This window comes from Pedobacter jeongneungensis, assembly GCF_000633455.1.
GTDB classification, from domain to species: Bacteria; Bacteroidota; Bacteroidia; order Sphingobacteriales; family Sphingobacteriaceae; genus Pedobacter; species Pedobacter jeongneungensis_A.
In genome coordinates this window covers 220,736-245,437 of record NZ_AYMG01000013.1, presented here as the reverse complement: position 1 = coordinate 245,437, position 24,702 = coordinate 220,736, and the positions used below count along the sequence as shown (strand labels likewise).

Here is a 24,702-nt window from a genome sequence, read left to right as displayed (position 1 = left end):
ATCCTTATTTACAATTTAGGGATTTCAATACTTATTGGTGCCGCATTGTATAAAGCAGCCTGGTAGTTATAAAAGGATTCATCCCTTTTATCGGCCAGTTCGGCTACAATTTTACTGCCTTTGCCTTCGGCGGTAATGGTTACATATTCCCCATCGCGCGGATAAATACCGCCCAGTTTATAGGCATATTTCCCGGGTTTTAAGGCCTGTGAAAGATGCAATACCAATTGTTCTTTATCGATCGATGGCGATGGATTGCTCATGGTGAGTTTCCAGCTGCTTCCATTATCTTTTAGTATCATCAGTGCCGGTGCTTCTGCTTTAACCGTTAAACCCCCAACCGTAATTGTGGCGTCCTTAAAAAATGCTGTTTGCCAGGTCTTATCCTCACGGGCATATACGCCATGAGCCTCTCCATCTTTTTTCAACTGGATATCTTTCGCATAACGGCTCAGAACAGCAGGCATATCATTGGCAGTAACATTGGGCACCAGGAAATAGGTATAACCCTGATCAGCAACCGGTTCAAAACCATGATTGATTGCTACAATGTAACCCGGTGTTTTATTGGCATTTGCCGGATCGGTGATGTTGATTTTAGCACCTGTTTTGATTACTATATGTTGTTTCCCTTCAGGATAAATGATGTATCCTTTATCGCCCGTTTGTAACCAGATGGGCTGATTGCTTTCAAAAACAAGATCAACAGATTGCGAGGGTTCAATAATTTCGGTTTTACCATTGGCAAAAACCGTTAAAGGTTGCAAAAACGCAGATTGATCAACGGTGGTGATGATCTCTTTTTGCTGTCCCGGGCGAAAGCGTTTGATCTGGTTGCCTTGAGCAATAATTTTATCGGCAATGAAAAAATAACTTTTTTGAGCCGTGGCAGAACTGTAGGTTTCGCCCGGTAAATGCTGATAAATCCCGACGCCCGATTGCCCGTCGGCTGTAACGCCCGCCACCTCATTATTGCCAGGTAATGATGCCTGCGCATGCCCGCCGGGAATAGCATCGCTGCGCCATTCTTCGGTTAGGCCGGGTAAAGCATGCCAATCTAAATTAGCCAGTACTTTTTCCGAATATTCATCACCTTTAATTTTGAGCGGAAGAATACCATAACCTGCATACCACGATCTGCGGACGGTTCCAAAATCTTCGGCCCCTACTGTACGTTTTGATTTTAATTTTAACGATACATAAAAGGGTTTTTCATTTTCGCCACGGCGGTGTACCAAAAATTCGTTAACCCAATAGGCATCGGTACCTGAGTATTCGTGATTATTGCTTTTGATTTTTTTGTAGATATCATCAAGTGCAGATTGATTATTGATTTTTGTGTTGTCACTTTCCGAAGTTTTCAAATCTTTAATTGCTTGCAGGTAAGTTTGGGTAACAAATTTTTGCAGATCCTCACCATAAGACCTTCCGCTAATTAAAAAATCGAACCTGTTTTTATAAATTATCTTAGGATATACGCTTTCCAATCGATCTGCCGGAAACTGATAAGCACTATTAGGCAGCTTAAAATCGGTATTTTTAAACTGGGCAAAGCCTGCCAAAGCATCGGTTAACCACTCGAAACCATATGCAACCATGGCCGCATCTGTAGCATTAGCAATATGATGTGATACTGTACCGTCTGGCTGAAAACCAGATTGTACATACTGGTGTGCCGGTACTTTGTACTTTGTCATCCAGCGAGCTACATCAGCCACCACCCCGTTCGGGCTCCATCCCGGCGAAAAGCTCATCCCCTTAAAAGGCTGATCTTTATAATAATCGCTGTACCAGTATTGTACATAGGTCATTGGGCGATTATAATCGGCCCAGATAATTGGTAATGCCAGCATCATCCGGCTACGGTGCCCCAGGTTGGCATCGCCCCATGCACCCGATGAACGTAACGTATCGGTAATTTTTCCCCATCGCTCGGATGGATCATTTACAGCTCTTCTATTGGCTACTTCTGCCATGGCGGTTTGAAAAAAGCGTACCAGATCATAGTATACACGTTCGGCCTGTTTATCGCCTTGCTTCATTTCTGCAATTATTTTGGGCATTAAATGTATCACCGGGACAATCAGTGCATCAGAGATTACCCACTGGTGGGTTACCACCTGCTCTTCGAGAAGGTTGTGCAGTTTTAAGTTAGAAAATCCATCGCCCGTACAATTACCTATTGGTTTTCCATCTATAATTACATCTTTTCCCTCTACCGGAATGGCTTCGGTATAAGCGATAATGGCATTGTAAAGTGCTTTTTTTAACTTTTCCCTGTCCGCAGCATTTCCTTCAGGCCCATATTTTTTTGAGGTGGCATAGGCATAACCCAAACCTCCAATATTGTTTGAAACAGCTTCCCAATCGTATTCTATACTTTTGCCTGCGGGTTTATAAGCTGCAGGATTTTTATGGTAAAAGCTATATTGGGTAAATTCGCCATTTGTCGATTCTAAACTTGCAATGGTTTTTTCAACCTGGGCATCTGTCGGTTTTTTACGCCCAAACATTCTTCCATTTGCTGTAGTTAGCGTTTTGTCTTTATAACGGTTAAACAAGGTTTGCCATAAGGTTTCTTTAACCACTTTTACCGTTACGGAAAAAGAATTAAGTTGATTGGTGCCATCTTTTAAAACCACAGTGAGTTGTTGGTCGCCCAAAAACTTTCCGTCCAGGTTTTGTTTGGTGCTCAGTATACCCATAATTCTTCCGGCAGGATCAAACCGGGTGTTAATGGTAAACAGATTATCTTTTTGGCTGGCAATGGCAAACTGATAACTTTTGGGAATGGGCTTCGTAAGCACATCTTTGTTCCGTTCTAAATGGATCCGCCCCGTTACTTCAGTATTTTCGGGGCTATTTGCTTCAATATCAAAATAGCCGGCAAATATTTTTTCCTGTGAACGGGCATTGTTAAACATTGAAAATAGCAGTGTAAAAACCAGCAATATTGTTATTTTTTTCATTTGGTTATTTTTGGTTAGTACTAATCAAACAATTATTACTGATAACGAAATTAGCCCCATATTACTAAAGGCAGTTTAACAGATGTTTAAATTACTTGCAATTTTGACTAATAAGGCAAAATATTATTATGAATACGTGCTTTTAAGAAAAAACTGAATGATGTACAGAAAAAAGCTTATTGTTGTAAAGCAAGATTTCCCTACTTCACATACAACACTCAATATCAGCCAAATAAGCACAAAACAGCATTCATCAAATGTTAAAGTTATTTAGCTAAAATCAAAAGCCTTTACTGAGATACTAAGTCTATATTTAAATGTTTAACTATTAAAAAACAGACAATTATGGACTTTAAATTATCTTATCAAAAATTATCCAAACTATTTTTCATTATCTCATTGTATACGGCAATGGGCTGTAAAAAAGCACCAGAACCGGCGCTAAATTTTGGTAAAGCGGTTGGTTCATCTACCACAAATGGTGTTCAGTCGTTCACCCTTTTGCCTATTCCAAACCGGGTGTTCGTAGAAAAGGATACCGCAAAAATGTCCGATATTATAGATAACCAATGGGTGGCCATTGGCAATAAAAATCCTGATGCCCTGCAAAAAGACAACACCTTACTTTTTAACAACAATTACTCCTATCGCTTTGAGCTTAAGAAGGATGGCAAAACAAGAGATCGTATCGAACTACAATATACCTATGCTACAGCGCTTAATTACGCCGGTGTTTCATCTGCTGATTATATAAAAGATCAAAAACTTTTTACTGTTAGTGAGCACGGCAAGGGTATTTCTCCTCAAGGCAGCAAATGGCGCTACGTTTTTTCTGCATACATACCTTCTTCAACAGACGAGAAGGCTACTGCTATTTTCGCACAAATACACGGCATGTGCGATCGTACCTTGGTAGTATCTCCTGATGGCACACAGACTATGCTTACAAAAGACGAATTTTTGGCAAAGAGCGAAACGATGATATTCGATACCGGCATTGGTTATTCAAAAGTAAATAACGTAATGGGTGAACGCAATGGATGGAAAATGGATACCAATGGAGACCCGCAGATGGAAATGGGCTTTGCCAATAAAAAATTTTATATTTCTGTTTCATCAGATCGTAAATGGGCTACTAATATTGATGACCGTAGTGGTGCTAATATTACCAGGGTTGGGCCAATGCAACCTGTTATCTCTAAGGAAAAATTTAAAGTGGCTACAAATGTATTCCAGATTCCCTTTGCCGATTACCCAAAAGATACCTGGGTTACTTACACGATGGATATTGATTATTGTACCTATAATGGACCACTTAACCAAATAACTTCTCCTGGAAAAATAAACGTGGCCTGGAGCTATAAGAATAAAGAAGATAAGCTGGAAAACAATATCATTGTAACTGACGCATCTGTTGACATTGGCCGTAATGATGCTACCGGTTACTATTTTAAATTCGGAATTTACCGTCCAAGCAGTACTGAGCCATTTGTTGTAAATATGGCCGGTTTCTCGCAAACCCAACGATAATTGTTTTTTAATGATCAGGTAATTAATTAATAAAGCCCGCTTTTTCCAATTTGAAAGGAGCGGGCTTTTTGTATAAATAAGACATGATTAACAGGCCAATAAATGATTATTCTTAATGTTTAAGACTATATCCCTGCTCTTTTTGCTGATCAAGCAGTTGTTTTAATTCTCTCACCACTTCTGGATATGCATGATATAAGTTGGTGGTTTCTTTTTCATCTTTTTCCATATCATACAATTGTCCGGGTATATCCGTTTTCAAATTCTTTTCCGACCAGCCTCCACTTCCCTTTCCATCGATAAATTTCCATTTGTCTTTTCTGATGGCAAACATGCCGTACATAGAGTGATGGATAATATCTGGTCGGGAGATTTTTTTATTGCCAAAAATCAATCCGGAAAAATCAAAGCTATCTGGTCCGGCATTTTCTGGCAATTTTTGTCCGGTAAATCCTGCAAGTGTAGCCATAAAATCAGTTAAGCAAATTATTTCTTTAACCTCTTTATTTTTAGCCAATTTACCCGGCCAGCTAATGAGTAGCGGAACATGATGTCCACCATCCCATATATCTGCTTTTTGTCCTCTGGAGATATAATTGGCTTGGTGGGCCGGATATTTTTTCTGGTCCTGCGGTCGCCAGTCGGCTCCATTATCTGAGGTAAAAATAACAATGGTATTTTCTGTTAATTTTAAACTATTAAGGCAATGCATCACCCTGCCAACCGCATCATCAGTATGCATCACAAAATCGCCATATAGCCCGGCACCAGATTTGCCTTTAAATTTATCACCCGGAAACCAAGGGGTGTGAGGTGAAGTAAGCGGGAGATAAAGAAAAAATGGCTGATCATTTTTTTTGCTCTGATCAGCTATATACTGATTGGTTTTGGTGATAAAATGATCAAGTGTTTCTTCAAATTTAAAAGAAGGAGAAGCGTACCCCCCTCTATAAAAAACACCTCTTTCGCTATCCCTTGGTGCTACGGTAGAAAAAGGGTAATCAACGCTTAAACCATTTTCGAAAAAGCTATACGGTGCCATATCAGCTGATGCGGGAATGATGTAACTATAATCGAATCCTATGGTATGGGGGCCATTTTGATAGGGCAATTTAAAGTTTGCGTTGGTAGCATCTGCAGTATCGGTATTTGCATTTAAAATTGCAGGTTTCGAAGCATCAATTGGCTTCCAGTTAATGCCTAAATGCCATTTACCTATTACAGCAGTGCTATAGCCTGCATTTTTTGCTACATCGGCAATGGTATACCGGTCATCTTCTATCAATGCCGGCGAAAAGCTCCTCAACACGCCTTGTTTTAAAATGCTTCTGAAACAGTAACGCCCGGTTAATAAACCATAACGTGTAGGTGTGCATACTGCAGAGGGTGTGTGCGCATTGGTAAAAATTAAACCGTTATTGGCCAACCGGGTCAAATTCGGGGTTTCTATCTGCGCATCGGGATTAAGCTTTTTTAAATCTCCATAGCCTAAATCATCAGCCAAAATGATGATAATGTTAGGTTTTTTAGATGTTTTGGCTTTTTGTTGTGCATCACCTGTACCTGGAATAATGCACAAAACCATAAGTAAGCTGATTATCAGCTTGACTGTATTTTGTTGTACCTTTTTCATCATTACGAAAGAACTAAACGGGATTATTTTTTAGCCTGGCATTAATTAAAAACCTGGGTTTTGCCTGGTTATATTTTTGTTAACATCTTTCTCATTTTGAGGAAAAGGATATAATTCATGTTTCCCCTTAACGAAATTTGTACCTGCAACATAAGCATATTGAGGGCGAATGGCTTTCAAAGCATCCTGAGTAGCTTTTATTTTATCGCCCAACAGGTTCCATCTGATCAAATCTGCACGTCGCATGCCCTCAAAACAAAGTTCCCATGATCTTTCATTTTGGATCCTTTGTAAAAAATCCGCTTTACTTAAGCCGGCAGGCAAATCTGCGTCGCTGTTATTCTTTTTAGGCAAAAGTGTTGCAGTTGCCGTAGCACCAGTACCTGCACCATTAATGGTGACTGTTGGCACAGAAGTGTATCCTCCACCCTGGTTAAGTATGGTAATGGCTGTTATTTTACCTGATGTGATAACAGGGGCTGCATAGGCATCTGTACCAGCTCCGTTAATGGTTATGCTTGTTGCAGCGGTATATCCTGTTCCACCGGCACCAAGCGTAATGTTAATGCCACTGCCCGGTGTATTGGTACCGAAAGCTCTTCTCCTAACGGTATTAACCGCATTATAAGCATCAGGTGTTGGGCCATTGTTCAATTCGTTATCAATTTCAGCCTTCATTAACAATACGTCGGCATACCTCATGGCAACGTAATTTACATTGGTATATGATTTTTCGAGCGATGAGTTTTTCTGGTATTCTTTGCTCCATTTTTGTGGTGCCCATTGTTCGTCCTGTCTGGCAGTTAATAAGGGTACACGGTTTCCGTTAACATCCAAGCTGTATCTTGCTATCGAAAAATCGCGCCTTAAATCTCCATCTGCAAAACTGGTGTAAAATGATGCAGGTACAAAAGTTCGGTATAATGAACCGCCGTAAACGCCCACCACTGTTGATGGCCCGTTAAAGAAACCAAAACTTGAGCTGCTTGTGGTGGTAATTGCAGGGGTATAAAACGACATTTCGAACAAACTTTCCTTTGGCTCGAAAACTTGCTGAGATTGGTTTTTAAAAACCTGGCTATAGCTTGGATTTAACTGGTAAAGTCCTGAAGCAATTACATCGTTTACCTGCGTTTGGGCAATTTGATAAAACCTGGTATAATCAGCAGGTCGCTGCATGGTTCCATCGGCCCTTAACGAGTATCCACCGGCAAACAAGGCTACCCTCGCCAACATGGCTTTAGCGCCAAATTTATTTATCCTTTCATCGGTTGCAATAGTTGCTGGTAAAACTTCAATAGCCTCCTGCATATCTTTGATGATTTGACCATAAATTTCATAGCGGTCTGTTAATGGCAACCTTAATTCATCTCCGGTGACCGAACTTTTAATTTTGAAGGGTACATCACCCCAAAGCCTTACCAGTTCGGCGTAATAAAACCCACGCAGAAATTTAGCTTCGCCCAGCATCCGTTTCAAATCTGTTTTTTGCGCTTCGGTTCCATTGTTGTATAAATCCATTTGCGGAATGCGCTCAATCACTACGTTGGCACGATCTATACCATTATATAAGGCACTCCATGTACTGTAAAACAATGAATTCCCTGGCGTATAGTAGTAGTGCGAAACTTCTCTCCAATCGTTAACGGTATTTCCGGGACTTAAAAATTCAACATCAGTATCCGCATCGTACACCAGCGGAATGTACCAGGCGTAAGTATCAGGCGTTTTCATCGTTTCATATACCCCTAACGTGGCCGAATAGGCCTCAGCAACGGATTTGAAAATGCTAGCTGATGTAAAAGAAGAATATGGTGTGGTTTCTACCGATTTTTTGCATGAAATAAATGAGGTTAGTATGATTAAACCAACTAATGCCATTTTGCTGATATAAATAAGCTTTGTTTTCATTTTTATATTTTTATAGTGATAAATTCAAGCCTGCCACAAAAGATTTACCTCTTGGATAGGCACTAAAATCAACACCCGGGGTTAATGGATTTCTGATTACGCTAACTTCCGGATCGTAGCCTGAATAGTTGGTAAACACGTGCAGGTTGTATGCCGTAAAGTAAAAACGGGCATTGGCAATGCTAAGTTTACTCAGCCATTTTTTAGGTATGGTATAGCCTAAACTCACGTTATTTATTCTTAAAAAGGAGCCATCTTCAATCGAGAGACTTGTTAACCGGCCTACTGTGCCACCTATTGAAGCCACTTGATTCTTGCCCCGGTTTAAGGCCTCAAGCTCTACAGGGCTGGTTACCAATTGCCCAGCGGCGTTTACATTTGTCCACCTGTCTGCCTGAAAAGCCAGATTGCTGTTAAAATCTCCAGATATGCCGAGGTTATTCTGGAAATTACCATTCAGGATATCATTACCATAAGTAAAGTCTAAGAAAATACTCAGATCGAAGCCTTTATAGCTAAAATTATTGTTGATACCACCCGTAAATTTTGGATTGGCGTTTCCAATTGCTGTACGGTCAAATTCATTGATTACGCCATCCGGTGCACCATTTGGACCGCTAATATCCTTATACTTTGCGTAACCAGGCTGTGCCGGATTACCATTATTAACCACCCCGGCTTTTAAACTATAGGTACCCGTTGTGGTATTGTAATTAAAATCATTAACCTGGTAAAGACCATCGTTAATATAGCCATACATAATACCAACAGGTTGCCCTACCTGTACGATATAGTCGTTAATTGCCGGATTATAACTATTCACCAGCAAAGAATTCTCATCATTGCTTAATTTTAGCACTTTAGTTTTGTTAAAGGCGATATTGAAACTTGTATTCCACAAGAAATTGCTGTTTTTAATATTAACCGTGCTTAATGTCAATTCGATCCCTTTGCTTGAGGTTTCACCAATATTCTGAAGCTGGGTAGTAAAGCCAGAACTGGCCGGAATCCTGGTATTATACAGCAAATCTTTCGAACGGTTATCATATAATTCGGCAGTAAGCATAATTCTTTGCTTAAACAAACCCACATCCAATCCAATATTACCCTGTACAACGGTTTCCCATTTTAAAAACGGATTGGCCAGGTTAGCCTGATATAAAGTATTAATAATCCTGTTATTAAGCGGATAATTGCCCATTACATAAGTACTCAAAGCAGCATAATTGGCAATGCGGTTGTTACCCGAATGTCCGTAACTCATCCTTAACTTCAGGTCGGAAACCGCCTTAACGTTTTTCATAAAAGACTCTTCAGCAATTTTCCATGCGAATGCACCTGAGGGAAAGTATCCGAAAACATTCTGATCACCGAACTTAGAAGAACCGTCTCTTCTGATTGAAGCACTAAAGAGATAACGGCCTTTGTAAGCGTAATTTGCCCTGGCAAAAAATGACAACAATTTATCATCTTCGGCAAAAGAGCTGGGAAAATTGGCTACTGTTCCTGCGCCTAAATCGTCGACACCATTATTAACCGTCGGAAAACCGCCTGCGCTGGCCGCAAACCGCTCTGTATAGTTATAAATATACTCTTGCCCAATTGATGCATCGAATTTATGATCTTTTGCAAAAACATTGGCATAGGTAATCACATTGTTGTACGACAACCGTTTAGTTAACGCATCGCTTATCCCTCCGTTTGGACCACCAGCGCGTATAGCCTGGATATTGGTTGCATCGATAAAGGTTTTTATTTTATTGGTCTGGCTGTTGAAACTCACCAAGCCGTTATAGGTTAAATTTTTCAGGAAACTATACCTAACTGTTGCACTGGCATTTAAACTTTTAATCGACTGTTCGATTTTACGTGAATTTAACGAGATAACCGGGCTTTGAAATGCCGGATTACTTTGATTATCCAATGGATCTGTTGTATCATCCAGCAGATCTAAATCGTTATCATTTTTTCCATTGATAGGGCGGTATTGCAGCAAAGTCTGTAAAAAGCTTAACCTTGCATTGCCACCCGTTTCGGTACCCCCTGTACCATAAATAAATTGATTGGAATAGTTTACGATACCGGTTACCACAGCCTTGCTACCGATATTGTTGACTACCGTAAGTTTGGCGATATCTTTATCTGCCCCGCTATTTAATAAAATACCATCATTGTTATTTTTGGAGTAAAAAAGGTTATATTTAATTTCATTAGAGCCTCCATTGATGCTAACCTTATGGTATTGGCTCATCACCGTTTTACCCATTACTTCCTTTTGCCAGTTTACACCAGGCCTGTTTCCGTACCTGATCTGCAAAGAATCGTAGGAACCATAAGTTTTAAGAAAAGTAGCTAACCTGGCTGGATTAGACAATGCATTTTCATAAACATATTGTACATATTGGTAGGGATCTAAAACAGGTAAATATTTACTGATCGTTTTAGCACCTACATAACCATCGTAACTGATGGTCGTTTTTCCGCTTTTCATCTTTTTGGTGGTTACTAAAACAACTCCATTGGCACCACGTGCACCATAAATGGCAGTTGCAGAAGCGTCTTTAAGTACATCAATAGATTCTATATCTGTTGGATCCAAAAATGCAAGCCCTTCTGTTTGCGGTACCCCATCAACAACATATAAAGGCTCATTACTCTGCGTAATAGAAGTACCTCCCCTTATTTTAATAGAAGGTTCTGAACCCGGATCTCCACTGCCCATGGTAACCTGCATACCCGCAATACGGCCTTGCAAAGCCTGTGCAATGTTTTGTACAGGTACTTTCGCAAGTTCATCACCTTTTATAGATGATATTGCCCCTGTTAAATCTTTACGGGCTACGGTTTGTCCGTATCCCGTAACCACAACCTCGTTCAGGTTATTGGTATCATTTATTAACTTTGCATTAATGGTGGTTCTATTGTTTACCTGTTGTTCTACCGTTTTGGTACCCAGGTAAGAAAAAACCAATCGGCTGCCTGGTTTTACTTTAATGGTAAATCCTCCATCGTTACCTGTTATGGTGGTATTGGCTGTACCCTTTTCATTTACGGTAGCCCCAGGTAATGGTAAATTTGTTTCATCTCTTACCACTCCTTTTACAGTAATAACTTCTTGCGCAAAAAGTATTTTACAGGTACTGAGCAATAAGAATAAGATTATAATTCGTTTCATGTGATTTCCCTTATCAGTGAATTAATTTTTTATTAAGTGAGTTGAAAAGCCGCTTTGATGAATAAATTGGCAGCTGTTTTAACTGTTGCCGTTAATAAATATTCGTCAAAACACTCTGCTGCCGGTTCAACGGTAATTTCAGTAAAACCATTTATGCCGGTTAACTCCATTCCTGCCTGTATCGTTTTGGTTTCGCTGTTGGCTACTGTACTGTCTTTATCATATACGGGTGATAGTGCACCGATCATCGAATCGTTGGTGGTTGTGGGCACAACAGCTGTTCCATCATCATTTCTTCTTACGCCAATCCATGGGCGCAATTGTTTAAGCGTTGCAACCTGAAGTTTATTTACCATTAACCTCAGTTGTGCCGAATGCCTGGCTTCTACCGAATGGATTCTTACTGCTGCAGATAATACAGCATTATTGCCAATTAAGGATATAGCTTGTCCCTTATAGGCCCTCACCCCCAGATCTTCCAGTACCACGGCTGTTCTTAAAAATGTACCATAATTGGTATTTACATTGGCATTAACTTTAGTGTAATCGAAATTGGCATAAGGCATTACTGCTTTAGCTGTGCCGCCCAAATCGGTAATGGTTTTGGTTAACAGGTTAATATGTGCCTGTTCATGATCTCTTAAGGTCGTAATAACCGGTTTATCGGCATCGGGTATTAAATTTGGAGTAACGGTTAAAGCATTGTTATAAAACTGAAATTCCATGTACTCTAAAACCAATGCCAGGTTAAGCGCGTCGATTACGGCTGTATTTGGCGCTGTTTGCCCGTATGCTTTTTGTAACATCGAACTTAAGGCCAGAGGCAATGCGGCTATCGATATTTTTTTACCAACATTTAAAAAGTCTTTAATGGCGCTTCTACGCGGATTTAAACGCTCGTAAATTTCTCCGTCAACCTTTTCTATTTCATTAAGTATATTTAAAATATTCATATCAATAGTTTAAAGGTTAATCACATTTAATTTGGTTTTGATGTATTTCGAGGCCTGAGCCAATACCTTATCAGGCGATAAAATAACATCCAGGCCATCGGCGTTTACTGCACCCAATGCGGCCAGTTCATTTAAATCGGCGAAAAGGTTAACATTAATCTGGCTGCGCACCACCGCAGCATGACGTGCCTCTACCGAGGCAATCTGACTAAAAATAACCAGATTGTAATCGTTTTTACTTCTCACTATGGCATCATTATAAGCAGCCGTGCCTAAATCTTCGAATGTTTTGGCTGCCGTTAATACCGAAGTCGCATCAGTAAAATCGATGCCTGAAAAATCCAGTTCAAGTGTCCCGATCCCTGTAGCGCCTAAAAACCTTTTATAAAATTCGCGGTGTGCAATTTCCTGGAGTTTGATGTCGGTAAACAGCTTTTTTTGTAAATCGGTAAAATTTGCCGGAAAACCTGCAGCAACCTTGATATAAAAAGCAGCTTCCAACTGCTCTAATGCATAAATATAGTTTAACAGACCAGTATCGTCTTTAAAATCAACTGTATTATCTGTATTAATATAAGGTGTTAACGAAGGCGTTTCTTCCTTTTTACAGCCGATGATGCCGATTGCCAATGCAGATGCCCCCGTTAGCTGCAAAAATTGCCTTCGCTGTATAGTGCTAACTGAAAAAAGCTTTTTTTCAGCGCTTGCCTCAGAATTATTTTTAATCATTGTGTTAGTTGATTTATCAAGTTTGGTTAGTTGCAATGCATACCGATAACTGGTTTGGTTAAGTGCCAGCCATTGGTTAATATTAATTGGTTAAATATTTTAAACCTTTTCAGGTTTGTTTAGTCTGTAGGTTATTGTGGAATATAAGGCGTTGATCTCTTCACGCCCATCCATTCATCTACTGGTAACGAATTTAGCATTAGGCAAAGAAAAAGAGTTTCAAATTTGTTTAAAATACTATCAAATTTGAACAACAGTGCTTTAAACAGTCTTTTTTGACCGTTTTTCCGCTCATTTTGAGCTAATGCAAAGTGTAAAAACAGACTATTCTGCGTTCCCCTGTAAGCAATATCCTACATTATCTGACACAAAAAAAGGATATTCTAGCTTTTAGAATATCCTTTTTTGCATTGTGCCTGTTATACTAATATTAGAATTATAACTATTATTTTAAATCAATTACAAAATCATCAAAAGTAATATTATAGGTTCTGATTAGCATATATACCTGCAGAAAGCTTGGAGAGCCAAAGTCGTTTTCCCATTTAATGTAAGTGGGCCTGCTCACTGATAATAATTCTGCTACTTCTTGCTGTGTAAGACCTGATTTTAGTCTAAATCGCTTTAAAGTTTTCCCTAATTTTTTATTCATAGTTATTCATGATGATAAAATATTGTCAGGGATGTTTCCAAATATAAAAGAATAGTGTCTGATGTAAAAAATAATATCAGTGATGTAAAGAAAAGTATCACTTTTGGTTAGAGATTTAAACTCATTTTTGTTGAGAAGAAATTTAAGCTTAAACGATATGGAAACCACCGAGGCTGGGAATTTTCTTTAACAGAATGTGGGCCTGAAAGAAATGAAATTGTAATATGTAATCACCAGTTGGGGGCGTTCTATAAGAGAACATGCAATTATTCAAAAACTAACATAAAGAATTTTATTTCAAACAGTTACACCCATTCATTTTATTAAACTTATCAATACATATATGTAGCGGAAACCTGGAGGATAATAATGCTTGGGCTAACGAAGGATTCATTTTGCTTTACAAAATTTTTATGTATTGCGGCATTAGCGGCATGCATATCCTCAACATTTTTATTCAATTTGGGAAGCGACATATGGGAAAAGCAACTGCATGGATCTTTCTTTTATTTAACATGCATTACAATGGGAGCCATAGTTAGCTTTCTTTGGCTTTTTAAAATTGGTGTAATCTCTATTAAAATTCTTGATATTTATGTGATGTTTTTTATTGGGTATATTTTATGCCGTGCAATAAAAGACTCCTATCCATTTGTGGACCAAACTCAATTTTATGACTATATTTCTTATGCCAGCATCTACATTATAATAAGAATAACTTCTAGACCAGCTCGATTGAATCGAGGGGTAATCTACACAATCCTTTTTGTAGCCTTGGCAAACGTGATACTTGTAGTATTACAGTTTTTTAGAATTACACCACTATCTAACAATCTGGGAATCGTCAGCGGTTTTTTTGTTAACCCGGGATCTTTAGGTGGGTTTATAGCCAGTGTTCTCCCCCTTATAATTACATTGAATTTGCCTATCCAGATGTCAAAATGGATCAAAGGTATTTTTATTCTTGTTTTAGCTGTGACGTTATTCCTAAGTTCATCACGTGCAGCCTACATCGCTTCAACAGTGCCTTTTATTATATATTACGTTCCTTGGTCAAGAATGATTAAAAACAGGTACGCCTGGATAATGATAATTTTGATTCTATGCGTAACCCTTTTCCTACTATTTCAATTGTATAAATTAAACCCACTTTCCGTACAAGGCAGGATCTTAATATGGAAGGTTAGCTTTCAGATGTTTCTTGAAAGACCATTTTTTGGCCATGGTGCAGGATCTTTTATGTCAAGCTACAACACATACCAGGGTGAATATTTTCAATCATCATTTGGAACATCAAGGGAAAAACTGTTGGCCGGAACGGTGTATACCCCATTTAATGAATTTTTAAAAATATTGATTGAAGGTGGTGTTTTTGGCATATTTCTTTTTAGTTTGATCATATTTAAGTTAATAAGGGCTATACGTTATGCGGAACGGATATTCATCCCTTTATATCTCTCGATATTTTCGATTTTAATATTTTCAATATTTTCATACCCTTTTACCGTACATACAAACTGCAGTGTGTTTTTTGCACTGCTAGGCCTTATACCCACTAAAACTATTTACGTAGAATCGATTGCTCGAAATGTAAGCTGGGTAATCTTTCCTATTTACATTTTTCTATCCATGCCGACTTTCCGTTCGATTAGCTCAATAAAACAGTGGAAGGCTGCAAGTGCTATGTGGAATTATAATGAATACCAGGCACTAAAAGGATATAATCGCGTGGCTACTGATCTGGCTTACAATTGGGCATTTATGTACAATTACGGTGCAGAATTATTGCGGCATGGCCATACGGTAGAGGCAATCCATATCTTAACTAAATGTAGGAGTTTGGGGGACAATGTTTTGGTAAATAATCAGCTCGGCCAGGCTTACGGAAATATAGGACACTATAAACAAGCTGAAACACATTTCAAAAGAGCCACCAATATGGTTCCAGGAATGTTAAGCCAGAAATTTGCTCTATTTAAGCTGTATGAGAAAACAAGAAACTGGGAAAGATACTTTGATGCCGCCAAAGAAATCGAAGATACCCCAGTTAAGATAAAGAATCCTGAAGCATTTTTTATAAAAAAAGAAACACAATCGTCTGTACTTAAATACAAAAACCAAAAAAAATGAAAAACAAATCAAAATTTTATTTGCTATTTAGCATTTTGATTGCCTTACTTTTAGGCATCAATGCCTGCCGGAAAGATTCTTCCGGAGTAAAGGCTGAGCAGCCAATTAACTCCGATCTTCTAGCTGCAGCAAAACAATGGAGGCAGGATCAGCTTAAAGTTGTCAGGGCTGCATTACCAAGTGATTTAAATATTAGGGAGTATAATCCAATGTGGGCAAAGGCGCGGTACCGGAACAACTCCAACCATCAAAAAGTAATAGGTGTGCCAATGTTCTTTAGCGATTCTTCATATATCGAAATGAATGTAGTCTTGATTGAGGGAAAAACTTATGGTGTTATTAAAAAGTATCATAGAAACGACCAATATAAGCTTGATGTAAAGATATTTTCAAGTACAGGAAATATAATTACATCTGGGGCATACGATTCCGATCGGGGGGTAATGAAACAGCCGAAGCTAAAGATAGCGACCTTACAGAGCTTGACTCCTATGAACAGAGTTATGGCAGACGGTGGTGGTATTGATCTGGAGGAGGTAACGATCCATGGAACTCCTCCGCCGCCAACAACTCCTAGCGATCCAGCTTTCCCAGTAAACCCTATCGCTCTGCCTGGTGGAAATAATGGAGGAGGTACTGGAACCGGAAATGGAGATGGTGGTGGTTCGGGGGGTGGCACTGGCGGCAACACCTCTGGGGAAGACAGTTATGAATTTCCAGAGGCTACATTGGACAAAACTGCAAGACCTTGTTTACAAAGCATATTATTAGATTTAAAGGCATCAGCGAATGTTCTTTCTTCCCTGAAAAAAATCTTTAACTATGAAACAGGAATGAATAATGTATCTGCAATATTTGAAAAGGTTGCTACTACCCCAGGATGGAATGTTAAGATCGGAGAAAAAGAAATTCCGGATGAGGAAGATCCTTATACCGGTATCATCACACAGACGAATGCAGACACCTATGGACTTAACGGAAGTGTACACATAGATTTTAACAAAACATTATTGAATGCCGGCACTAACCTTTCAATTGCAAGAACGATGATCCATGAAAGTATGCATGCATATTTCCTTTACGGGATGGCAAAAGCAAATGAACCAGGATATGCTGCTTTTGTTGAAGCTAATGACCTTCTATATAAGAAAGACGGAGGTGAAGTAAAAGATAAAGAACAAGCACAGCATGAGCTAATTGCGAAGAAATATGTCGAACAATTAGCAGGTATGTTGGCTTTTTATGCTCGGATAAACAATATTACATCACCAGATGCGTCTTTAACTATAGATGAATATTGTAAAGATCTTGCATGGGGTGGCTTGATGAAAACTAAAGCTTACCGTGCTGCACCGAATAAATCAAGGATTGAATCTAATGTACTTAAAGAAGCACAACACTCGCAAGGATCAACCACTAAAAAAGATTGCTAATGAAAATATTTATAACATGCCTGCTAATATCCATTATAGGAATACAGGCTCACGGGCAAACAGATAAAAATGAGCTTTATAAAATCCACAAGCTTTTGCAGCAAAGCTTATCGTCAGAAGGAAAATATACCGTCTACGGTAGCACAAAAAAAAATGTAATCCGAAATTTCGATTTCAAAAACCCAGATGGTATTGATACATCTGCATCAAATATCTGGAAAAGGGCTGAATGGAAAAACTTTCTAAACAGCGTAGATACGTCAGTTATTTCTAACTATTCACTGTCCACTGCTGGAAAGCCATGGTTTAGAAATATAGGGAAACCGAAACATATTTTAGTTTTCGCACCAGTTATTTTAAGTGCTGATGGTAATTTAGCTATTTCAATATTGAAATTAATCAATACGCTCGGAAGAGCCTCAACAAGTATTGTGTATTTTTTACAAAAAGAAAATGGTAAATGGATGATTAAGCAGGATAGAACGATTTCAATTACCGATTTCTCATAAAAATATATCTAACTATTAATTAAATAAATGAGCGGTGATAATACCGCTCATTTTCTTCATTTACGGCATATTCTATCTTTCTAAACACCGATTGGTGTGTTTTTTTATGTTTTCCTTATAACCTCCAGATAATTAAGTTTACGGTTCGAGTTTAGCTACCATTTTACTGGTTATGTCTGAAATAATTCCAACTTAAATTATTTCACCACATAATCAAATGCCTTAAATTTCTGAAAAACGTTGGCTGCACAGCCTAATAAACCAGCCTTATTGCCGAGCTTAGCTGAAGCTACCAATGCATGAGTTGAAGAAATGGGAACGGCCAGGGTTTTGATGCGACGTTCTATTTCCCTTACATAAAAAGCTCCTGATTCGCTTATGCCGCCGCCAATTACAATTTTTTGTGGACTAAAAATATTGATAAAGCTAATAATGCCCGCAGCCAGGTAATCGAAATGTTGTTCCATTGCCGTTACCGCATAGTCCTCACGGGCCAGGTATCTTTCTACCATGTATTTCCCATCAATTTCTTCGGGTGGATTTGGGTGGATCATTTTATAATAATTGATCAGGGCGGTTACCGAAGCATAAGTTTCCAAACATCCTTTTCCTCCACAGGCACAGGGCGCTCCGTTATGTTGTACAATGATATGTCCAAGCTCGGTGCCCCGGTTTCTGAAACCACCATAAAGTTTATTATCAATCATTACCGCGCCGCCAATTCCGGTACCAACGGTAAGAAACACCACATCGCTGCACTCTTTCGCGGCTCCATAAGTCATTTCGCCAAGCCCCATTAAATTCGCATCGTTATCCATCACAATATTATGGCGGGTTACTTCCTGCAGAATTTCGCCCAGGGCCAGTTGTTTAAAACCAGGCAGGTTATCGGCACCAGCAATAATCTTATTATTATAAATAATGCCCGGGAAACCAATTCCAACCCCCAGAATAGGGTTTTTAAACTTTTTAGCACAGCTTTGAATGGCTTCTACAATAAGCGCGATGATGGCACCCTGAGTTTTTGCATTTTTGAGCGATATAATGGTCGAATATAAAATTTCGCCTTCATGGTTTACTACGCCACATTTTAACGATGAGCCTCCAACGTCGATGCCGATGGCGTATGATTCTTCTATGTTCATATTATTTAAGGTAGCCATATATAAGGCTGAGTCGTAAATTTTATAGCTGTTTGATTTAATACACTAAAATAGGTTGTATTTCCTTCTGTCGGATTAGGTTTCAGCCTAAAACCTTTAAAAATTGATTAAAAATGGAATAAAAAAGTCATAACACGCATAAACATAAGAAAATACCTGCTTAAATAAAACGCAGATTAACCAAATTCAAAATATTTCTGATAATAATCAAAAGTGTTTTTCTTTCTATCGCCTTAATTTCACAGTTATAACAACAAAATCATTTCATACCAAAGTTTCAATCCTAAACACAATGAAAAAAGCTTTCTGCTTAGCAGTACTTGCCGCTACACTTGTTTTAAATTGTTATGCCAGTAAAGTACAGCATAACCCGCCGCCAACATGGCTAAAAAAAACTACCGATATTATTTCATTTCAGTTAAACAAAGCCACTGCTACCTATAAACCGGGTTTAAACCCGCGATCGATAAATCCTAACGGAACGGTAAGATTAGCTGGATTAACAGACTGGACTACAGGTTTTTTCCCAGGAAGCCTTTGGTACGGATATGAACTTACAGGTGATAAAAATCTGGCTACAGAAGCAAAAAAATTTACGCTGGCCTTAGATTCTGTGCGCCACATTAAAAACACGCACGATCTGGGTTTTATGTTGTACTGCTCTTATGGCAATGCCTACCGCATTACCGGCGATCAAACTTATCTTCCTGCTTTAAAAGAAGGCATTGCCAATCTGAATGCACGTTTTAGTCCTACGGTTGGCGCTATCCGCTCCTGGGATTTTTCCTGGTGGCACTACCCTGTTATTATAGACAATATGATGAACCTCGAATACCTGTATTGGGGGGCAAAAACGTTTAATAAACCTGATTATGCACATTCGGCCACCACACATGCCTTAACTACCATGAAAAACCATTTCAGAAAAGATTACAGTTCCTATCATGTGGTAGATTATGACCCCAAAACGGGTAAGGTACTTGCAAAAAGAACACATCAGGGGGTTACTGACGAATCGGCATGGGCACGTGGCCAGGGCTGGGGGCTTTATGGTTACACCGTTTGTTATAAAAATACCAAAAACCCTCAATTTTTGGCTCAGGCCGAACACATTGCAGCTTTTATTATGAACCACCCGAGAATGCCAAAAGATAAAGTTCCGGTTTGGGATTTTGATGTGCACAATGCCAACGGAGTTGAAGAACCAGCCCCAAGAGATGCCTCTGCCGCTGCAGTAATTGCATCTGCCCTGCTCGATCTGAGTACACAGGTAAAAGATGGTAAAAAGTATGTTGATTACGCCGAAGATATTTTAAAATCGCTTTCATCTGATGCTTACCTGGCTGGTCCGGGAGAAAACCAGTATTTTTTATTGAAACACAGTGTAGGTGCTTTCCTATATAATTCGGAGATTGATACGCCCTTAGATTATGCCGATTATTATTACCTGGAAGCATTAAAACGATATGTAGATATTAAAAAAATAGACTTAAAAGATCTGCTAAAATCTTAATCCCAAATCAATGAAATTAAAATACACCATAGGCTTATTTACCCTGTTATTAGCCTGTTTAGGTATAAAAGCCCAGGAAACTGCAATTAACAAAAATAGCTTTAGTGCAATCAACCTAAGCTACCCAGGGCTTGAAAAGGTAAATAAACTGTATCAGGCAACACAGTACGATGATGCTGCCAAAGAACTCTTAAATTATTATCGTAACCGAAAAACGGTAAAACATCCCGAATTTAATGTAGGTGATGAGGCCCGTTTCAGGGGCAAAGATATCGGAAAAGCCAATCAGGTAAAGGCAGATAATGCATTAGAGCACAAATTCCAGCCGCAAAAAGGTTATGGCTATTACGATTATGGTGCTGACATCAACTGGGATTTTTGGCCTGTAAAAGATAATGAGGTGCGTTGGCAATTACATCGTGTTACCTGGTGGCAACCTATGGGTATGGCCTATAGAAGCAGTGGAGATGAAAAATACGCTAAAGAATGGATATTTCAGTTTAGGGATTGGGCCAGGAAAAATCCTTTAGGCAAATCGAAAGAAAACGACAGCTACGCCTGGAGACCATTAGAAGTATCAGAGCGCATCCAGAGCCTGCCTGGTACTTTTAACTTATTTGTAAGCTCTCCAAACTTTACACCCGCTTTTTTATTGGAATTTTTAAATCTTTTTAACAAACAGGCAGACTACATCACCAAAAATTATAGCGAGGAAGGCAATCACCTCTTGTTCGAGGCACAACGTGTTTTAGGCTCAGGCAGTATTTTCCCAGAGCTTAAACTGGCTTCGGTTTGGCGCAAAAGCGGTATAGAAGTGCTTAACCGCGAAATTAAAAAACAGGTATACCCTGATGGCATGCAATGGGAACTTTCTCCAACCTACCATGTTGCCTCTATTGATATTTTCCTTAAAGCTTACAATTCAGCTAAATTGGCTGGGGCAGAAAAAGAATTTCCTGAAAGTTATGTCAAAACCATTGAAAATATGGTGGTTGCTACCGCGAACATGTCGTTTCCTGATTATAACAACCCCATGTTTGGCGATTCATGGCCTATTGAAAAGGCATCAAGGATAAAAGCATTTGCTGCATGGTCTAAAACTTTTCCTGCCAATGAAGAAATCAAATATTTTGCCACTGATGGAAAGGAAGGTGCTTTGCCCAATTATTTATCGCATGGCTTAACCACGGCGGGTTTTTACACTTTTAGAAATGGCTGGAACGACAAATCGACGGTGATGATATTAAAAGCCAGTCCTCCCGGAGAATTCCATGCGCAACCCGATAATGGCACTTTCGAACTTTGGGTAAAAGGCAGGTATTTTACGCCTGATGCCGGTTGTTACCTGTACAGTGGCGATGCAGAGATCAATAAAAAACGCGATTGGTACCGTCAAACCAAAGTACACAGTACGCTCACCTTAGATAACCAGAACATGGTGATTACCAAAGCGCAGCAAAACAAATGGGAAACGGGTAAAAATCTTGATATACTAACATACACCAATCCGAGTTATGCCGAATTAAACCATCAGCGCACGATTTTATTTGTTGATCAGAAATATTTCCTGATTATTGATCAGGCGATTGGAAAAGCCACCGGAAACCTTGGCGTGCACTTTCAATTGAAAGAAGATAGCAAACCGGTTTTCGATCAAACAAAAAATAAAGTTTATACCACTTATGCCGATGGGAATAATTTATTGATACAATCTTTAAACGCGGATAAAGTTACCCTTATTGAAGAAGCAGGCAAAGTATCGTATGTGTACGCTAAAGAAATGCCGCGTCCGGCTTTTGTATTCGAAAAAACTAAAAAAGATAATGGAATGCAAAAATTTGTAAGCATCGTTTATCCATACGATGGCAATAATGTTCCAGAAATTGCCATTAAAGAAAATACAGGCAACGATTATGAAAAAGGCTATCTCAATTTAACACTAACAATTGACGGCAAAAAAAGCGAGCTTAAAACATCAATTAAATAACAAAAGAAGCGGTAATGATCAAACATTGCCGCTTTTTATTTATACACAAAAACAATGATTATGAAATAAAAAAACAATTAATCCTCCACTAACCTACTAACCAAAACCACATGAAGAAAAAATCAATTTTCACGCAAAAATGCGTTGTCATTGCTGTATTCTTTTTTATTACCGCATGCAGCAAAAATGACTACAACTTAGCCAGCCAGGCTCAAGACAAAAACGCAAACAGCTTAAAAACGGCTGAAAATGCTCATCAAAACCTGACTTTTAACAATGGCGATACGCTATTAAATGTTAATTATGAATCCGGTACGCTCAATTCCAATATTACGGGCATAATTGCCACACACGCAAGCGCAAGTGATGCAGCCTATATGACCGGCTCACCTGGTACGTACGCTATAGCCCACAAAGTAAACAGAACCGATTCCGCCTATTACTCGGCAGGTGCTTACAGAAGTGAGGCTGATGCCGATAATGTAACCAATGCACGCTATTTACCTGGTGAAGAACGCCGTTACGAATTTAGTGTGCTGCTTAAAGACTGGGAATCGTATACCTCTCCCAATCCCGCATTTACTGACAATATTTTCCAGCTAAAAGAAACTGCAGGCTCAACAATTAGATTGGGCGTAAAGCGCAACACGCTTTACCTGTGGCAACAAAATGATCCGCAGGTTGAGTTGATTAGCGATGTGATGCCCTATTCCAATCAGTGGATTGATTTTCGGATTGATGTAAAATGGGCAAAAGACAATACCGGTTACATCAATTATTATGTCTGCCTGCCGGGAGAATACAGTTATACCTTAAAACAATCCTTTCCAAATAGTATCACCTACAATGGAACAGGTACAGGTGGCCAGCATGGTTATCTTAAATGGGGTATATACCGCGAGGCCAAGGCAACATCTGCCGCTCCAGTAACGCGTATTGCTTACCATGATAATATCCGTGTGATTCAATTGCCATTGTAATAAACAAACAAAAATCAACTCTATTGGCAGCATATGGCTGCCAATATATTCACCAAACATCATGAACAAAAAATTAACCTTTGCCCTGCTTATTTATTGTATTGTTGCCAATAATATAGCAACCTATGCCCAAAGCAATAAAATGCAATGGTGGCAGGATGGTAAATTTGGCCTTTTCATACACTGGGGGCTTTACTCCATCGGCGAGTGGAAAGGAAAACCTCAAAAATCCAATGAACATTTTATGTTTGGTGAACAGATTCCTTTAAAAGAATATGCGCAGATCGGAAAAACCTTCAATCCACAAAATTTTAATGCCGATACATGGGTAAAAAGTGCCAAAGATGCAGGCATGAAATATATAGTGATTACGGCCAAACATCATGACGGTTTCGCAATGTTTAATTCTCCCAGTGATGAATACAACATTGTACAAGCCACTCCCTTTCATCATGACCCGATGAAAGATTTAGCCGCTGCCTGTAAAAAATATGGACTTAAATTCTGCTTTTATTACTCTTTAGGCAGAGATTGGGCCAGCCCGCAATCTACCTGGGCAAAAGTAGGAAGCAAAGCAGGCAATACCTGGGATTTCCCGAATGAAAAAGATAAGGACAATAATAAATACATCGAGGATAAGGTAAAACCGCAGCTGAAAGAACTGCTTACACAGTATGGCCCAATAGGAGTAATCTGGTTCGATACACCTGAAGGTACTACACCTGCACAAAGTGAAAGCATCAGAAAACTCATCCTTTCTATCCAACCCAATTGCATTATCAATAGCCGGATTGGTAACGGCTTTGGTGATTATGATGTATCGGAACAGAAAATTATTGCCAATACCGAATTAAAACCCTGGGAAAGCTGTATTACAATGAGTGGAAAATGGGGATTTAGCAAATTTGACAAATCATGGAAAACGCCCGAATTACTCGTACGTCATTTGGTTGAAATTGTGTGCAAAGGCGGTAATTTTCTCTTAAACGTTGGGCCAAACAGTCTTGGAGAACTGCCCGAAAAAAGCATTGAAAATCTTTCGGTGATTGGCAGTTGGATGAAAATAAATCAGGAAGCCATTTATGGGACAAGACCCTGGAATACTGTAAACGAATTTGCGGCAAGTATAACCGATGTAAAAGAAGATGTCATGGGAAAATCGAGCAATGATTTTACCTCGAAAAAAATTACCGCGGACCTCTATTTCAATCAAAAAGAAAAAAATATTTACGTTTTTGCGAGAAGCTGGACAGCAACCACCATTAGCTCAAAAAGTTTAGCACAGGTGAAAAACATTAAAAACATTAGCCTTTTAGGTTCTATGAAAAAAATAGAATGGCAATTGCAGCACGATAGCCTGGTTATTAACCTACCCACATTAGCCAAAACTGAAATTCCTGTTTATGTATTTAAAATAACCACTAAATAACTCCTT

Annotated in this window: 16 protein-coding genes; 8 read left to right on the top strand and 8 right to left on the bottom strand. The window is 39.0% G+C overall.

Annotated elements, in window-relative coordinates:
• Nucleotides 1-8: 8 nt before the first annotated feature.
• Nucleotides 9-2,969, bottom strand: coding sequence for a polysaccharide lyase family 8 super-sandwich domain-containing protein (locus tag U859_RS0113140; protein WP_025143824.1), 2,961 nt, complete (start codon nt 2,967-2,969; stop codon nt 9-11).
• A 345-nt stretch (nt 2,970-3,314) separates the two neighbouring features.
• Between U859_RS0113140 and U859_RS0113135 the strand changes: the two genes are divergently transcribed.
• The gene (locus U859_RS0113135) at nt 3,315-4,499 is read left to right on the top strand and encodes a heparin lyase I family protein (RefSeq protein WP_025143823.1); all 1,185 of its coding nucleotides are present in this window, start codon (nt 3,315-3,317) and stop codon (nt 4,497-4,499) included.
• 112 nt (nt 4,500-4,611) lie between these two features.
• On the opposite strand, the gene U859_RS0113130 is transcribed toward U859_RS0113135, so the two are convergent.
• The 6 genes from U859_RS0113130 to U859_RS0113105 form a co-directional block, all read right to left on the bottom strand.
• On the bottom strand, nt 4,612-6,084 hold the full coding sequence (locus U859_RS0113130; RefSeq protein ID WP_162799928.1) for a sulfatase family protein: 1,473 nt from the start codon (nt 6,082-6,084) through the stop codon (nt 4,612-4,614).
• 93 nt (nt 6,085-6,177) lie between these two features.
• Nucleotides 6,178-8,043, bottom strand: a complete 1,866-nt coding sequence (locus U859_RS0113125; protein WP_025143821.1) for a RagB/SusD family nutrient uptake outer membrane protein — start codon at nt 8,041-8,043, stop codon at nt 6,178-6,180.
• 10 nt (nt 8,044-8,053) lie between these two features.
• Nucleotides 8,054-11,218, bottom strand: coding sequence for a SusC/RagA family TonB-linked outer membrane protein (locus tag U859_RS0113120; RefSeq protein ID WP_025143820.1), 3,165 nt, complete (start codon nt 11,216-11,218; stop codon nt 8,054-8,056).
• Between the two features lie 32 nt (nt 11,219-11,250).
• Entirely contained in the window at nt 11,251-12,171 is a 921-nt protein-coding gene (locus U859_RS0113115; RefSeq protein WP_025143819.1) for a ferritin-like domain-containing protein, read from the bottom strand.
• 9 nt (nt 12,172-12,180) lie between these two features.
• Nucleotides 12,181-12,900 carry a ferritin-like domain-containing protein gene (locus U859_RS0113110; protein WP_025143818.1) on the bottom strand — a complete coding sequence of 240 codons (720 nt, stop codon included), beginning with the start codon at nt 12,898-12,900 and terminating at the stop codon, nt 12,181-12,183.
• A gap of 445 nt (nt 12,901-13,345) precedes the next feature.
• Complete coding sequence (locus tag U859_RS0113105; protein WP_025143817.1) at nt 13,346-13,552, bottom strand: helix-turn-helix transcriptional regulator; 207 nt, start codon at nt 13,550-13,552, stop codon at nt 13,346-13,348.
• Nucleotides 13,553-14,077: 525 nt separating this feature from the next.
• On the opposite strand from U859_RS0113105, the gene U859_RS0113095 reads away from it, so the two are divergent.
• The 3 genes from U859_RS0113095 to U859_RS0113085 are packed head-to-tail and all read left to right on the top strand — an operon-like array spanning nt 14,078 to nt 17,624.
• Nucleotides 14,078-15,682: an O-antigen ligase family protein gene (locus U859_RS0113095; RefSeq protein WP_025143816.1), complete on the top strand. Its 1,605-nt coding sequence runs from the start codon at nt 14,078-14,080 to the stop codon at nt 15,680-15,682.
• Complete coding sequence (locus U859_RS0113090; RefSeq protein ID WP_025143815.1) at nt 15,679-17,115, top strand: hypothetical protein; 1,437 nt, start codon at nt 15,679-15,681, stop codon at nt 17,113-17,115. The genes U859_RS0113095 and U859_RS0113090 overlap by 4 nt, the downstream gene beginning before the upstream one ends.
• Nucleotides 17,115-17,624 (top strand): hypothetical protein, encoded by a 510-nt coding sequence (locus tag U859_RS0113085; RefSeq protein ID WP_025143814.1) that lies wholly within the window; start codon nt 17,115-17,117, stop codon nt 17,622-17,624. Before U859_RS0113090 ends, U859_RS0113085 begins: the two co-directional genes overlap by 1 nt.
• A gap of 197 nt (nt 17,625-17,821) precedes the next feature.
• Here the strand turns inward: U859_RS0113085 and U859_RS0113080 are convergent, their stop codons facing one another.
• A complete protein-coding gene (locus U859_RS0113080) occupies nt 17,822-18,769 on the bottom strand; it encodes an ROK family protein (protein ID WP_037505447.1) in 948 nt (315 codons plus the stop codon).
• Between the two features lie 310 nt (nt 18,770-19,079).
• Here U859_RS0113080 and U859_RS0113075 point away from each other — a divergent pair, with 310 nt between their 5' ends.
• The 4 genes from U859_RS0113075 (at nt 19,080) to U859_RS0113060 (ending at nt 24,696) form a co-directional block, all read left to right on the top strand.
• On the top strand, nt 19,080-20,300 hold the full coding sequence (locus U859_RS0113075; RefSeq protein WP_025143812.1) for a glycoside hydrolase family 88 protein: 1,221 nt from the start codon (nt 19,080-19,082) through the stop codon (nt 20,298-20,300).
• Nucleotides 20,301-20,310: 10 nt separating this feature from the next.
• The gene (gene hepC, locus U859_RS0113070; RefSeq protein WP_025143811.1) at nt 20,311-22,287 is read left to right on the top strand and encodes a heparin-sulfate lyase HepC; all 1,977 of its coding nucleotides are present in this window, start codon (nt 20,311-20,313) and stop codon (nt 22,285-22,287) included.
• A gap of 110 nt (nt 22,288-22,397) precedes the next feature.
• A complete protein-coding gene (locus tag U859_RS0113065; protein ID WP_025143810.1) occupies nt 22,398-23,267 on the top strand; it encodes a heparin lyase I family protein in 870 nt (289 codons plus the stop codon).
• A 61-nt stretch (nt 23,268-23,328) separates the two neighbouring features.
• Nucleotides 23,329-24,696 (top strand): alpha-L-fucosidase, encoded by a 1,368-nt coding sequence (locus tag U859_RS0113060; RefSeq protein ID WP_025143809.1) that lies wholly within the window; start codon nt 23,329-23,331, stop codon nt 24,694-24,696.
• Nucleotides 24,697-24,702: the final 6 nt, after the last annotated feature.